General features: G+C 46.5%; 15 protein-coding genes and 4 tRNA genes. 15 read left to right on the plus strand and 4 right to left on the minus strand.

Annotated features, from left to right (window positions below):
- Positions 1 to 1398: 1398 nt before the first annotated feature.
- The 4 genes from ACYVGZ_RS04565 to ACYVGZ_RS04580 all read right to left on the minus strand — a co-directional run bounded on the left by ACYVGZ_RS04565 (position 1399) and on the right by ACYVGZ_RS04580 (position 5718).
- Positions 1399 to 2286, minus strand: coding sequence for an EamA family transporter (locus tag ACYVGZ_RS04565; RefSeq protein WP_460751869.1), 888 nt, complete (start codon positions 2284 to 2286; stop codon positions 1399 to 1401).
- 155 nt (positions 2287 to 2441) lie between these two features.
- Positions 2442 to 3683: a uracil-xanthine permease family protein gene (locus ACYVGZ_RS04570; RefSeq protein ID WP_460751872.1), complete on the minus strand. Its 1242-nt coding sequence runs from the start codon at positions 3681 to 3683 to the stop codon at positions 2442 to 2444.
- A 133-nt stretch (positions 3684 to 3816) separates the two neighbouring features.
- Positions 3817 to 5154: a GH1 family beta-glucosidase gene (locus ACYVGZ_RS04575; protein ID WP_460751875.1), complete on the minus strand. Its 1338-nt coding sequence runs from the start codon at positions 5152 to 5154 to the stop codon at positions 3817 to 3819.
- A 129-nt stretch (positions 5155 to 5283) separates the two neighbouring features.
- Complete coding sequence (locus ACYVGZ_RS04580) at positions 5284 to 5718, minus strand: GNAT family N-acetyltransferase (protein WP_460751878.1); 435 nt, start codon at positions 5716 to 5718, stop codon at positions 5284 to 5286.
- A 117-nt stretch (positions 5719 to 5835) separates the two neighbouring features.
- On the opposite strand from ACYVGZ_RS04580, the gene ACYVGZ_RS04585 reads away from it, so the two are divergent.
- The 15 genes from ACYVGZ_RS04585 (at position 5836) to rplL (ending at position 14126) form a co-directional block, all read left to right on the plus strand.
- Positions 5836 to 7008 carry an alpha/beta hydrolase gene (locus ACYVGZ_RS04585; protein WP_460751880.1) on the plus strand — a complete coding sequence of 391 codons (1173 nt, stop codon included), beginning with the start codon at positions 5836 to 5838 and terminating at the stop codon, positions 7006 to 7008.
- Between the two features lie 13 nt (positions 7009 to 7021).
- Positions 7022 to 7909, plus strand: coding sequence for a phytanoyl-CoA dioxygenase family protein (locus tag ACYVGZ_RS04590; RefSeq protein ID WP_460751883.1), 888 nt, complete (start codon positions 7022 to 7024; stop codon positions 7907 to 7909).
- 14 nt (positions 7910 to 7923) lie between these two features.
- Positions 7924 to 8880, plus strand: a complete 957-nt coding sequence (gene birA / locus ACYVGZ_RS04595; protein ID WP_460751886.1) for a bifunctional biotin--[acetyl-CoA-carboxylase] ligase/biotin operon repressor BirA — start codon at positions 7924 to 7926, stop codon at positions 8878 to 8880.
- Positions 8864 to 9598 carry a type III pantothenate kinase gene (locus ACYVGZ_RS04600; RefSeq protein ID WP_460751889.1) on the plus strand — a complete coding sequence of 245 codons (735 nt, stop codon included), beginning with the start codon at positions 8864 to 8866 and terminating at the stop codon, positions 9596 to 9598. Before birA ends, ACYVGZ_RS04600 begins: the two co-directional genes overlap by 17 nt.
- On the plus strand, positions 9595 to 10326 hold the full coding sequence (locus tag ACYVGZ_RS04605; protein WP_460751892.1) for an SPOR domain-containing protein: 732 nt from the start codon (positions 9595 to 9597) through the stop codon (positions 10324 to 10326). Before ACYVGZ_RS04600 ends, ACYVGZ_RS04605 begins: the two co-directional genes overlap by 4 nt.
- A gap of 73 nt (positions 10327 to 10399) precedes the next feature.
- Positions 10400 to 10483, plus strand: a tRNA-Tyr gene (locus ACYVGZ_RS04610).
- Between the two features lie 3 nt (positions 10484 to 10486).
- A tRNA-Gly gene (locus ACYVGZ_RS04615) sits at positions 10487 to 10561 on the plus strand.
- A 4-nt stretch (positions 10562 to 10565) separates the two neighbouring features.
- A tRNA-Thr gene (locus ACYVGZ_RS04620) sits at positions 10566 to 10641 on the plus strand.
- Positions 10642 to 10756: 115 nt separating this feature from the next.
- A tRNA-Trp gene (locus tag ACYVGZ_RS04625) sits at positions 10757 to 10832 on the plus strand.
- A gap of 40 nt (positions 10833 to 10872) precedes the next feature.
- Positions 10873 to 11241 carry a preprotein translocase subunit SecE gene (gene secE / locus ACYVGZ_RS04630; protein ID WP_460751894.1) on the plus strand — a complete coding sequence of 123 codons (369 nt, stop codon included), beginning with the start codon at positions 10873 to 10875 and terminating at the stop codon, positions 11239 to 11241.
- 9 nt (positions 11242 to 11250) lie between these two features.
- Positions 11251 to 11784, plus strand: a complete 534-nt coding sequence (gene nusG / locus ACYVGZ_RS04635) for a transcription termination/antitermination protein NusG (RefSeq protein WP_460751897.1) — start codon at positions 11251 to 11253, stop codon at positions 11782 to 11784.
- Positions 11785 to 11833: 49 nt separating this feature from the next.
- Complete coding sequence (rplK, locus tag ACYVGZ_RS04640; RefSeq protein WP_317005406.1) at positions 11834 to 12268, plus strand: 50S ribosomal protein L11; 435 nt, start codon at positions 11834 to 11836, stop codon at positions 12266 to 12268.
- Positions 12268 to 12963, plus strand: coding sequence for a 50S ribosomal protein L1 (gene rplA / locus ACYVGZ_RS04645; protein WP_460751900.1), 696 nt, complete (start codon positions 12268 to 12270; stop codon positions 12961 to 12963). Before rplK ends, rplA begins: the two co-directional genes overlap by 1 nt.
- Positions 12964 to 13178: 215 nt before the next feature.
- Positions 13179 to 13679 carry a 50S ribosomal protein L10 gene (gene rplJ / locus ACYVGZ_RS04650; protein WP_460751902.1) on the plus strand — a complete coding sequence of 167 codons (501 nt, stop codon included), beginning with the start codon at positions 13179 to 13181 and terminating at the stop codon, positions 13677 to 13679.
- A 75-nt stretch (positions 13680 to 13754) separates the two neighbouring features.
- Positions 13755 to 14126: a 50S ribosomal protein L7/L12 gene (rplL, locus tag ACYVGZ_RS04655; RefSeq protein WP_460751906.1), complete on the plus strand. Its 372-nt coding sequence runs from the start codon at positions 13755 to 13757 to the stop codon at positions 14124 to 14126.
- The last annotated feature ends 52 nt before the right edge of the window (positions 14127 to 14178 follow it).

A 14178-nucleotide genomic window follows, 5' to 3' on the forward strand; every position in this document is an offset into this window, starting at 1 on the left:
GCGCCTGTCTCGTACCTCGACGCGTCTGCGTAAATGCATAACCGCAACCTATTAAATTTTATTGCATCCCCAATCGTAATGCGCCGCACCCATGATTGAACCAAATTGCGTTGGTGTAACATGAGGACTACGCCCACGGCTGTAGGGCGCCGTTAGGCCGAAGGCCGTAATGCGCCGTTACGAAGCACCTATATAACCGATGTTGGACACATCGGTTGTGGTTATCCATTAACTTGCGCCTGTCTCGTACCTCGACGCGTCAGCGTAAATGCATAACCGCAACCTATTATATTTTTTTACATCCCCAATCGTAATGCGCCGCACCCATGATTGAACCAAATTGCGTTGGTGTAACATGAGGGCTACGCCCTCGGCTGTAGGGCGCCGTTAGGCCGAAGGCCGTAATGCGCCGCGGGTGCGAAGCATCCATGATTCGACCAAATTGCGTTTGTGTAACATGAGGACTACGCCCTCGGCTGTAGGGCGCCGTTAGGCCGAAGGCCGTAATGCGCCGTTGGGTGCGCCGCACCCATGATTGAACCAAATTGCGTGGTGTAACACGAGGGCTACGCCCTCGGCGTCAGATTCGCTTCGCGAACCGTGACCTACAAATTACCCAAATTCCATGTTGATTATGCGTTGTCAAATGTAGGGCGCCGTTAGGCCGAAGGCCGTAATGCGTCGCGGGTGCGAAGCATCCATGATTCGACCAAATTGCGTTTGTGTAACATGAGGACTACGCCCTCGGCTGTAGGGCGCCGTTAGGCCGAAGGCCGTAATGCGCCGTTGGGTGCGCCGCACCCATGATTGAACCAAATTGCGTGGTGTAACACGAGGGCTACGCCCTCGGCGTCAGATTCGCTTCGCGAACCGTGACCTACAAATTACCCAAATTCCATGTTGATTATGCGTTGTCAAATGTAGGGCGCTGTTAGGCCGAAGGCCGTAATGCGCCGCTGGGTGCGAAGCGCCCATGTGACTCCAGCAAATTACGTTGGTGTAACACGAGGGCTGCGCCCTCGGCGTCAGATTCGCTTCGCGAACCGTGACCTACAAATCACCCAAATTCCATGTTGATTATGCGTTGTCAAATGTAGGGCGCTGTTAGGCCGAAGGCCGTAATGCGCCGTGAGTGCGAAGCACCCATGATTGAACCAAATTGCGTGGTGTAACACGAGGGCTGCGCCCTTGGCGTCAGATTCGCTTCGGGAACCGTGACCTACAAATTACCAAAATCCATGGAGATCATGCGCCGTGAGTGCGAAGCACCCGTATAATTTACATTGGGCGTATCGGTTGTGGTTATCCATTGACTTGCGCCTGTCTCGTACCTCGACGTGTCTGCGTAAATGCACACCCTCAACCTATTGGATACATACAAAGACTGCGAGTTCGGTATCAAATTCGTCTTGACCTACGCAGCTTGCTACCGAATGTGTTGAGTATCAGCCCTAGCAGTACTAATAATATGCCTAGCCACTGTGCTTGGCTAATGTCTTCTCTGAGTATTATTGCAGATGAGCTAATGCCAACAACTGGTACGCCAAGGGTGAGTGGTGCAACTGTGCCTGCGGAATAGCGTGACATTAAGAAGCTCCAAAGGCCGTAGCCTGCTAGCGTGGCAATAATAGAAAGGTAACCAAGCGTGGCAATGGTTTTCCAGTCAATGCCTATAAGGTTCGACCACATTAACTCTGGCCCATCAAGAAAATATGCGCAGATAAAAAATGGCAGAGGAGGAACCCAGCAGGCCCAGACAATTAGGTTGATGTTGGCGTCATAACCCTTTTCTATTATTGCTTTGGTTGTAATGTTCCCCAGAGCCCAACTTGAAGCAGCAGCCAGTGTGAGAACAAACCCTAATAGGGTCATGTTTGCGTTGTCATTGGCAAGACCAATAACTGTAAGCCCTCCGGACGCTATTCCTATGGCTAAAATTTGATAGGGTCTAACAATTTCCTTGAGTAAGAAAACGGCAAAAAGCAACGTGAAGATGACCTGAGATTGAAGTACTAATGAAGCAAGCCCTGCAGGCATACCAAATACCATTCCCGTAAAAAGCAAAGCGAACTGGCCAAAGTTGAGGCTCAAGGCATAAGCCAATATCCACTTGATAGGGGTGTTAGGTCTTTTGAAAATTAGCGAGCCAATAACAGCGATGACGAGGAAACGCAGGCCGCCAAGCATCATAGGTGTTAGGTCGTCTAACCCCCATTTAATAACAACAAAATTGAAGCCCCAGGCAAAAATAATGGCTAAGCCAATGAGCATGTCTTTCGGTGTCATAGGGTATATCCTTATATATGAAGGCTACCTACTTTACGCGCAAAGATAATACTTTCCTATGGGTAAGCAATGTTAAAAATATGGATTGTGTGAGTATTGACTTTAAAAAATGAAACACAATGGCTGATTTGCTTAGCCATTGTGTTTTTTAAGGATTAGTCGTCGATTTGAGCTTTATCGACAATGTGATTATCACCAATGTCCTTGGGCAGAATTAGGTTAAGAATGATGGCGACTAAGCCACATAGACTGATGCCTTTAAGGCTAAATTCACCAACACCAAAAGCCATTCCACCAATTCCGAATACTAGGGTGACACCAACGATCACTAGATTACGAGATTTATGTAAATCTACTTGGTGTTTGATTAAGGTGTTAAGACCAACGGCAGCGATAGAGCCAAATAGCAAAATCATTATTCCACCCATAACTGGTAGAGGAATAGTCTGTAGTAAAGCGCCCAGCTTGCCCACCCACGCTAATACGATGGCAGCAACCGCGGCCCAAGTCATAATGACTGGATTAAATGCCTTGGTTAGCATGACAGCGCCAGTGACTTCACTGTAAGTGGTGTTTGGCGGTGCTCCAAACATGGCTGCCCCCATAGTGGCAACACCGTCTCCTGTGATAGTGCGATGTAAACCTGGTTTTTTCAGGTAGTTTTTACCAGTAACATTAGAGATAGAAAGAATGTCACCAACATGTTCTACAGCAGGTGCGATTGCCACTGGAATCATAAATAAAATGGCGTTGATGTTGAATTCCGGCGTTGTGAAGTTAGGTACGGCAAACCATGCTGCTTGATGTACTGCCTCAAAACTGACGATGCCAGCAAACAAGCTTAATACGTAACCTATTGCAATTCCTCCAAAGACTGGCAGCAACTTGAATAGCCCTTTGGCGTACACACTAATGAGGGCTGTACTTAGTAGAGAGGCTAAACCAATCCAGATAGAAATATCTGCGTCAACAAGTTGTACTGAGCCGTCGCCAGCCTTACCCAGCGCCATATTTACAGCGACAGGGGCAAGACCTAAGCCAATGATCATGATGATTGGGCCTATGACGACCGGCGGTAGAAGAGTGTGTATGAACTCTGCACCCTTAACTTTAATAAAAGCGCCAAGTAGAACATACACGAAACCTGCGGCCATTAATCCACCCATGGTAGAAGCGATCCCCCAAGTTTGAACACCGTAAATAATAGGGGCAATAAAGGCAAAAGATGAAGCGAGGAAGATGGGGACAGTGCGGCGGGTTATGAATTGGAAAAGTAGCGTACCGATTCCGGCACCAAATAAAGCAACACTTGGGTCTAATCCCGTTAATAAGGGAACGAGAACGAGGGCGCCAAATGCCACAAACAGCATCTGTACACCTAATATGGCGTTTTTCATGTCTTTTCCTATGTTAGTCGGTTGAGGGCGTGCACATTTTATCCATAACGCTTACTAAGCGCTAGGTGAAGGTAGGGAGAATTGGGGTTATTGGGGGGTGCCGCCTAGCAAAGCGCGTCGGCGGCTGTCTGTATTAGCGGGTTGCTAGCATGGTTTGGTATGCATGACCGCTACGCTTAATAGTACGTTGCTGGGTTTTGTAATCAACATACGTTAACCCAAAGCGTTTGCTATAGCCTTCTGCCCACTCGAAATTGTCCATAAGACTCCAAGCAAAGTAGCCGCGGATATCCACTCCTGCTTCTATCGCATTGTGTACAGCGTTGATGTGCCCTTGTAGGTAGCGCACTCGTTGCTCATCGTTGATCTCTCCATTCACTATCGTGTCAGCGCAAGCTGCACCGTTTTCGGTAATAATCATGGGAGGTAAATCAAACTGCTTATTGAGGTTTATTAATAGGTCTTCAAAAGCGTGAGGGGCTATTTCCCAGCCGATGTCTGTGTATTCTACTTCTTCACTGTTTTTGACATCTTTAAAAAGATTGTCGGCATCATAGGCATTATGGTTACAGGTGTAGTAATTCATTCCTAGAAAGTCGATAGGCTGAGCGATGATCTCCATATCACCCGGTAGCACCCTTGGTTGGTATGCCTCGGGTAGGTGCTTAAGAAGTTTAGGGTAGGTGCCCTTAATGATAGGTTCAATAAAGAATTGATTGTCGAGGGTTTCACGCACAAGGCAAGCAAATTTATCTTCTTCCTTCTCACTGGCAGGGTAAGAGCGGTTCATGTTCAAAACAATACCAACCTGAGCGTCAGGGGCATTTTTTCGGATAGTCGGTAGAGCTAGACCATGGGCTAGAAGAATATGATGAGCGGCTTGTCTACCGTACTCAGGTTTTGCGAGCCCAGGGGCGTGAATACCTAGCTCGTAACCCAATATGGCAGCACAGAATGGTTCGTTAAACGTTGCCCAGCTGTCTACCCATGCATTAAGCTCGCGGGTTGCTAATTCGGCGTATTCCTTAAATCGGTAGGCTGTTTCTCGATTCAGCCAACCACCTTTTTCTTCAAGGTGTTGAGGGAGGTCCCAGTGGTAAAGTGTGACAAAGGTTTTAATACCCTCTTGTTTTAGCTTTTTCAGCAAGTTGCGGTAAAAGTCCAAACCGGCTGAATTAGGCTTGCCCTGTTCGTCCATGACTCTTGGCCAAGAAATAGATAAGCGATAAGCATCAACTCCTAGGCTCTTGATAAGTGCTATATCCTCTTTCCAGCGGTAATAGTGATCGCATGCCACTGCTCCATTGTCGCCATTCAGCACTTTGCCTGGAGTGGCGCAGAAAGTATCCCAAATACAGGGCAGTCGCTTATCGGCTGAGTTAGCTCCTTCAATTTGGAATGCGGCAGTCGCAACACCAAATAAAAAGTCCTTATGTCGCATTTTTGAGTGTGGAGGCAGGGTGATAGACATATAAAAGCTCCGCTTCTTATTGTAATTAGGTTAAACGATTAAGTTATTGCCAATTAAGTTAATCTAGCTGGCTTTTGGCTGCAATCCTGAAACCTATAATTTAGAGACTTAAGAGTATTTAAGTTGTTTTTAAGGATGCATGTACTGCATGGGAATGAGCTGGCGGCCGTGTTGTGTGTATGCTACAAAGCGAGATCTCAGTTCCGCAGGCAGTTGTGTAGCGGAAATCTCTTGAAAGTGGTGTTGCTGATAAAAGCGAGTAAGGTGGGGGAGTGAAAAGCAGTAGCAGTTTTTCAGCACCTGTTGCGCCGTTAGGCCGTTAAGCATGATATGCCCGATGCCTTGCCCTCTATGTTCAGAAGCGGTTGCCATCGCTGTGAGCAGCTGATGCGTTTCAATTTGTTTCAGGCGTACTGCACAGATGACTTTGCCATTGTGCCGGATGGCCCAAATCGGATCCGCCTTATTTGGCTTGCCGCTTGGGTAGTGTTCTTGGTAGAACTTTTTTACAAGAGGAAACCAAAGAGAGGGCACCAGTTCAGGGAGGGTTATGGCTTTTGTCATAGGGCATCTTAATTTAGTAGGAAGAACAACGTTCCTAGATGAAAGCAGAATATACTATCATAACCTTTTCGATGGCAGGCTTTGGTGGAATTTAAGCCAAAATACAAGGAGCGACAAATGGTGCGTTTCATATTGTTAGTAGGGGTACTAATAGCGGCGTTCCCGCTTCGAGCGGAAACGGACAAGTTGATCGTTCAGCCTGGGGAGCCCTTTGTGGACTACGTAAATCGATCCCGAGCGTTTTTGTTAGAGCGAAAAGTGTGGGTCAATGAGGCGCAAAAAGAACGAGAATTAGCCGCCGTCATGCCGTTTGAATATTTACCTGATGAGAATGTTTGTTCACAGGAAAACTCTACAGGGATTCTTTTGTCTCATGGTTTGTCTGATTCTCCTTTTTCAATGCGCGATGTGGCACAGGCATTACAAGAGTCCTGTGTTAGGGTGCGCGTCATTCTTTTGGCTGGTCATGGTACGCAAGGAAAAGATCTTATCCCTGTCACTCGTAAAGATTGGCAAACAAGTTTTGAACATGCTGCAGACCAATTTGCCACCGAGGTAGATCGACTGTATGTGGGAGGCTTTTCAACGGGGGGTGCCCTTGCGGCAGATTATGCTTGGCATTCTGATACATCAGTCTCCGGTGTGGTGCTATTCTCTCCTCTATTGAAAATAAACAGCGGCATAGATTGGTTATCACCTTGGTTAGCGCCTTTTATAACATGGCTTGATCAGCACCCAGATGATGACTTTGCGAAATATGCTTCTATTCCTGTCCCGGCAATAAAAGAAGCCTATTTGCTGGCGAAAGAAACTAAGACGCTACTGCTTGAAACTAAGGCCCAAGTACCTGTTTTCATCGCCTTATCTTACGAAGATAAAACCGTCGACTCGCAAGTCACTCTAGATGTATTTCAGCAGGTAATGGGGGATAATAGCAATCAGATGGTGTTATACAGTCGCCGACCAGTGGATGGCTTAGCGGATAACATTCACGTGCATTTAACCGACTGGCCTGAGCAGCAAATTTTAGGCTTGTCTCATATGGCAATACAGGGCTCTCCCGATAACCCGTATTATGGTGCAGACGGGGAATACCGAGTGTGCGGTTGGTATGCATCAGAACCGGCTCTCTATGAGGCTTGTCGATCTCAGCCAAACAATTGGTACGGCGAAAAATCAGCCGATTTACTGGAAAACAGTGAGCACGCAGGGCGGATTTCCTGGAACCCAATGTTCAGTAAGTTAATGAGTGATGTTCGCAGTTTCATGCAAGTTAACGATATACAATAATAAGGATGGACCTATGCCTGTATTAACAAGGCCAATGCCAGAAATTATGCTGACAGAAAAGCAAGTTGCTCAGTATCATGAAGAAGGCTATTTAGTGTTGGAATCACTGATCCCCTCTGAAATATGCGATCAGTTGCAATGTAGGATGTCGGAGTTAATGTCAGGTTTTGATCCTGAGTCTGTGCGCTCTGTTTTTACAACCAATGAGCAGACTCGCCACACTGATCAATATTTTATGGACTCAGCTGATAAGATCTCTTTTTTCTTTGAGGAAGAAGCCTTTGATGCAGAAGGCTCACTTAAACAGGACCTTTCTCTTTCAATTAATAAGGTTGGTCATGGGTTACATCATCAAGATGAAGTGTTTAAGAGCTTCTCGTTATCCAGTGTGTGGCATAGGGTGTTGCAGCAGTTGGGTATGTCTTTACCAAGGGCTGCCCAGTCAATGTATATTTTTAAGCAGCCTAATATCGGTGGTGAAGTAAACTGTCATCAGGACAGTACCTTTCTGTACACATCGCCAATGAGTGTGATCGGACTGTGGTTCGCCCTCGAAGATGCGACTCTAGAGAACGGCTGTTTATGGGGAATACCTAAAGGGCATAAACAAGGGTTACTCAAGCGGTTTGAACGTATAGAAGAAGGGGCACTAGAAACAAGAATGGTCGCCCTTAAAGAGCATGAATGGAATAATGATGAGTTAGTGGCGTTACCTGTTCCGAAAGGGTCGCTTGTTTTATTGAATGGTGAGTTTCCTCATTTAAGCTATGCGAACCGCTCGTCACGTTCTCGGCATGCCTATGCGGTACATGCGGTCGACCTTGCCTGTGATTACCCCACAGAAAATTGGTTGCAAACGGAACAGGCTCAGGGTTTTCCTCCTTTCGCACAAGCTCATTAATCGGAGATCGAATTATGCAGGCAATTTTAGCCCTTTTGAGTGACAGTAAATTCCACTCAGGTGAAGAGCTGGGGCAGTCATTAGGGGTGACTCGGGCTGCGGTTTGGAAGCAGCTAAAAAAAATAGAAGGCTTAGGCATAGAGGTGTATTCAGTCAAAGGAAGAGGCTATCGTTTGCCGAAACCGTTAGAACTGCTTAATCAGCAAAAACTTAAAGAGTGCGGTTTTCCTACTCTGGTTGCGCTTCAACTGCCTTTTGAGACGGAGTCAACCAATCAGGATGTAAAAGCTTGCATTAATGACGGCTTGGCAATGCCAATGGTCATTGCGACCGAGCGTCAAACACAAGGTAAAGGTCGTCGTGGTCGACAATGGGAAGGTGGCGTCGCCAAGAATCTAATGATGTCCTTTGCGTGGCGATTTGAGAGCGGCCCCAGCGTTGTAGAAGGTCTGAGTTTGGCTGTGGGAGTTGCTGTTGCCAAGGTATTAAAAAAACAAGGCATTCCTAACCCAGGCTTGAAATGGCCCAATGACATTCAGGTTAATGGCCAAAAGCTGTGTGGCATCTTGTTGGAGATGGTCGCAGATCAAGATGTGTGTCATGTCATTATCGGCATAGGTATGAATGTAGAAATGGACGCTGCGCAAATGGTGAGCGTAGAGCAGCCATGGACTGATCTGGCCTCTCGTTTAACGGACAAGCCCAGTCGTAATCAAATTCTGGCTGATTTAACAAATGAATTAGTTGAGGTGTGTCGCGTTTTCGAACAAGGTCATGGAATGGCTCATTATAAGGCCCAGTGGCAGGCTCATGATGTGCTGTTCAATCAAGCTGTGACCGTGAGTTCAGTTCAGCAGGTGCGTCAGGGTGTGGCACGAGGGATAGATGATAGTGGTGCATTGCTGCTGGAAGATGAAAACGGAGAAATGACCGTGTTACATGGCGGAGAGATCAGTGTACGAAAGCGATAGGGTACTCATAGTTGATGCGGGTAATAGCAGAGTAAAGTACACAGTATATAGTCAAGATGACGCGCTTTACCATGGGGCTGATTTGGCTGCAGCCTTGGCGACAGGCCTTTGTATGCAGGCCGTGTATTTTGCCAGTGTGCGTTCAGAACACGATAGTCAGCAGTTAATACAGCAGATCAAAGAGCACGTAAGTGTCTGTCCTTGGTACATACTTACTAGCCAGGCAACAGCTTGTGGCATTCAAAATGCTTATGATGAGCCTCATCGGTTAGGTGTGGATCGCTGGCTAACGGTGATTGCCGCCTATCATTACACAGCAAAGGCCACTGTAATTGTGGATGCCGGAACAGCAATTAAAGTTGACTTGGTAGACGCTAATGGTGTGCACTTGGGGGGCTACATTACGCCTGGGTTGTCTTTGATGGAAAGTGCTCTGTTGCAGAATACCGCTAAGGTTAGATACCAGCCGAGTGAAGTGGTTGAAGGCGATAACTTGCCAAATTCTACGGCAAGGGCTGTAGCAGAAGGGTGTCGTGAAATGGCATTAGGTTTTTTAGATCGGGTGCATCAGTCATATAAAAATTATACCTGGTTAGCGACAGGTGGTGATGCAGAAGCATTGCTGCAAGCTTTGGGCATTGACGCAGAGCTTAGGCCATATTTAGTGGCAGAGGGAGCAAAGATATTGGGAGATGAAATGGTGAGGGAGCTGCAATGAAGTGGTTGCTAGTGATTTTAATATTAGGTAATGCGGCATTTTTTACTTGGACAAGCCTACAGCAAGATGTGATTGCGCCTCGTGTTGCCCCTGTCTATCAAGCGCCTATTTCAGTACCGATTCAATTGGTGTCTGAGTTGAGTGCGGCTGAGTTAGCGCAACTAGACCTAGATAGCTCGACCTCAAATACTACTTCTACTGAAAAAGCGCCTGCAAATGTACTAGAAGCGCTAGATCAAGTGTTAGGAGATGGGGATGCAAAGCAAGCGAGTTTACTGTGCCCCTGGTTCGAAACAGAAAAGAAAGCGGATCAAAAAATTGCAACGCAGGTGCTCGATCAGCTTGGAGTAAGTTATGCCAACAAAGAGGTAACAGGGGCACGACCTAAGTATTGGCTTTATATTGCAGCCCCTGATACCCAAACTCGCGCCCAAGCCATAGTAAAAGAATTGGCGGGCAAATCTATTGATAGCTTTATTATTAGTCGCGGTGAAATGAAAAACCGTATTTCGCTTGGCTTGTTTTCTTCTCAGGCACGTGCCGATCAAGCTAAGTTGCGTATAGAGAAAGCAACCGGTTATGCGGTGGATGTTTTTCAGCATCAGCGTAGTGTTACGCTTCAGCAAACAAATATAGAGCGTCCAATTAGTGAGCAAATGTGGGGGCAATTCATTTCTGCCCTTGATCTATCCAAGATAATGATAAAATTAGAAAAAAATCCTTGTTAACGCTTGCAATTGGAGAAACGATTCATATAATGTCTCCCACCTTTTGGGGTGTTGCATAAAAGCGACTTGTAGTGGAGGGGTTCCCGAGTGGCCAAAGGGAGCAGATTGTAAATCTGCCACGAAAGTTTCGGTGGTTCGAATCCACCTCCCTCCACCAATTGCGGGTATGGTATAGTGGCTATTACCTCAGCCTTCCAAGCTGAAGAGGCGGGTTCGATTCCCGCTACCCGCTCCAATTTGCTCATGTAGCTCAGTTGGTAGAGCACACCCTTGGTAAGGGTGAGGTCGGCAGTTCAAATCTGCTCATGAGCTCCAGCTTTCATAAGCAAAAGACAGGTGGTTTAGCCGCCTTTTTTATTGTCTGTTTTTTGGGCGAATACCCTTGCTAAAGCTAGCGTCTTTGGGTATCATCCTCCGCCCATACGAATGTAGGCCAATAGTTCAATTGGTAGAGCACTGGTTTCCAAAACCAGCTGTTGGGGGTTCGAGTCCCTCTTGGCCTGCCATTTTTCGTATCCTATTTCTTAGTTAGGGATCACCTGAAGTATGAGTTCGAGTACAGAAGCTCAAGCGTCTCGCGGAGATGTGTTTAAATGGGCGATTGTTATTTTGTTGGTGGCTGCGGGTGTTGTAGGTAATAACTATTACTCTGCAGAGTCGCTGTTGTATCGCTTGATAGCTATTTTGGTGTTGGCTGGTGTTGCTGGCTTTGTTGCGCTTCAAACTGTAAAAGGAAAGGCGTTCTTTACTTTGGCGAAAGAAGCGAAGAATGAAATCCGCAGGGTTGTATGGCCTACAAGGCAAGAGACAGTTCAGACCACCATGATTGTATTGGCGGTGGTAATTTTTATGTCTCTCGTACTGTGGGGCGTGGATTCGTTCCTTGGTTGGGTCGTTTCCTCAGTAATTAGTTAGGAGTTACTCGTGACCAAACGATGGTATGTAGTACAAGCGTACTCAGGGTACGAAAAGCACGTAATGCGTTCGCTTATTGAGCGAGTGCAGGTTATGGGGCAAGAAGAGAATTTTGGTGAAATCTTGGTGCCAACGGAAGAAATCGTTGAAATCCGAGATGGTAAAAAGCGCAAGAGCGAAAGAAAATTCTATCCGGGTTATGTTTTGGTTCAAATGGATATGAATGACGACTCTTGGCATTTGGTTAAAGGTACTTCTCGCGTCTTAGGTTTTATTGGTGGTACGGCGGATAAGCCATCACCGATAACAACCCGTGAAGCGGAAGCAATTCTGCAACGTGTTAATGACGGTGTGGATAAACCGCGTCCGAAAACATTGTTTGAAGTGGGTGAGGTTGTTCGTGTTAACGAAGGGCCGTTTGCTGACTTTAATGGTGTTGTTGAGGAAGTGGACTACGATAAAAGCCGAATCAAGGTTGCGGTGCTTATTTTTGGGCGCTCAACGCCGGTTGATTTGGAATTTAGTCAGGTTGAAAAAGCCTGATAATGTTGAACGGGTAGCCTTCGGGCAGTGACCCATCTGGAGTTTAAAAATGGCTAAAAAAGTCCAAGCTTATATCAAGCTACAAGTTAAAGCGGGTCAAGCGAACCCAAGTCCACCAGTTGGTCCAGCATTGGGTCAACACGGTGTGAATATCATGGAGTTCTGTAAGGCATTTAATGCTAAGACTCAAGGTGTTGAGCCGGGTCTTCCTACACCAGTTATCATCACTGTATACAGTGATCGTAGCTTCACATTCGAAACGAAATCTACTCCAGCGTCTGTTTTGTTGAAAAAAGCAGCAGGTCTGAAGAGTGGTTCTCCACGTCCAAACACTCAAAAAGTTGGTACAGTTACTCGTGCTCAGCTTGAAGAGATTGTTGAAGCCAAAAAAGCTGATTTAACAGCGGCTGATATGGATGCAGCGGTTCGTACTATCGCTGGTAGCGCACGCGCTATGGGTCTAGAAGTTGAGGGTGTGAACTAATGGCTAAGCTAACTAAACGCGCTCGTTTGATCGCAGAAAAAGTAGATGCAACAAAACAGTACTCTGTTGAAGAAGCAGTGGCACTTTTGTCTGAACTATCTACTGTTAAGTTCAAAGAATCTGTAGACGTTTCTGTCAACCTTGGTGTTGATCCTCGTAAGTCTGACCAGGCTGTTCGTGGTTCAACTGTATTGCCTCACGGTGCTGGCAAAGACGTACGCGTTGCTGTATTCACTCAAGGCGCTAACGCAGAGGCTGCTAAAGAAGCAGGCGCTGACGTTGTAGGTTTCGAAGACCTAGCTGAGCGTGTGAAAGGCGGCGAATTAGATTTTGATGTGGTTATTGCTTCTCCAGACGCAATGCGCATCGTTGGTCAACTTGGTCAGGTTTTAGGTCCTCGTGGTCTTATGCCTAACCCGAAAGTTGGCACAGTAACGCCTGACGTTGCTACAGCAGTTAAAAACGCTAAAGCAGGTCAAGCTCGTTACCGTACTGATAAAAATGGTATCATTCACGCTGGCGTGGGTTCTATTGAATTCCCAGCTGAATCTATCAAAGGCAACCTTGAAGCGCTATTGGCTGACCTACGTCGTGCTAAGCCCGCTTCTTCTAAAGGTGTCTACATGAAAAAAGTGACCTTGTCTTCTACTATGGGACCTGGTCTACAAATTGATTTAGGTGCGTTAAGCTTCTAAATCATGCGCTTTGGGGTCTGTGTTTTGTATATGCAGGCCGTCAAAGACCGCAGGAGTCTTTGAGATTTAATTAAACGTTGTTAAACGTTTGTCCTGCGCAGATGGTGTGGCCCGATTCAGATTACTGGATCTAACTCACCAGCAAGTACTTCGAGAAATCGGAGAGTTGGTAAAAATAGGGGAAGATGCTTCCCTGCTAATCCAGGAGAAAACCAGTGGCATTAGGTCTAGAAGACAAGAAAGCCATTGTCGCCGAAGTTAGCGATGCTGCCAAAACTGCGTTGTCTGCAGTAGTAGCTGATTCCCGCGGTGTTACCGTGGGCAGCATGACTGCACTACGTAAAGAAGCGCGTGAAGCTGGTGTATATGTACGTGTTGTACGTAACACTTTGGCTCGCCGTGCAGTTGAAGGCACTGACTTCGAATGCTTGAAAGAGAGTTTTGTTGGTCCTACGTTGATTGCTTTTTCAAACGAACACCCAGGTGCGGCGGCTCGTTTGTTGAAATCTTTCGCGAAAGATCAAGACAACTTTGAAGTAAAAGCGTTGGCGTTCAACGGTGAGTTGATCGCGGCAGGCGACATTGATCGTTTGGCAACACTGCCTACATACGAAGAAGCTATTGCGAAACTGATGAGTGTAATTCAGGGCGCAACAAGCAAGTTTGTACGTACTCTTGCAGCAGTTCGCGATCAAAAAGAGCAAGAAGCGGCGTAATTTCACTCCACTTCTTGATACAAAATTTATTTTATTGCCTTAGGGCAATTTGAGAAAATGCTAGGAATCTGAGTCATGGCTCTAACTAAAGAAGATATCATCAATGCAGTAGCAGAAATGTCTGTGATGGACGTTGTTGAACTAATTTCAGCAATGGAAGAAAAATTCGGTGTAACTGCAGCTGCTGCTGTAGCTGCAGGTCCTGCTGGCGATGCTGGTGCGGCTGCTGAAGAGAAAACTGAATTTGACGTTGTTCTTACTGCTGCAGGCGATAAGAAAGTTAACGCAATCAAAGCTGTACGTGCAGCAACTGGCCTAGGCTTGAAAGAAGCTAAAGCAATGGTTGACGGCGCTCCAGCGACTGTTAAAGAAGGCGTTTCTAAAGAAGACGCTGAAGCACTTAAAGCGGCTCTTGAAGAAGCTGGTGCATCTGTCGAAATCAAGTAATGATACTTGTATTTCCAGATTTCGGCCTATAGTCGAAATGGCTGGTGGCATT

The sequence above is a fragment of the Marinomonas epiphytica genome (genome assembly GCF_054780655.1).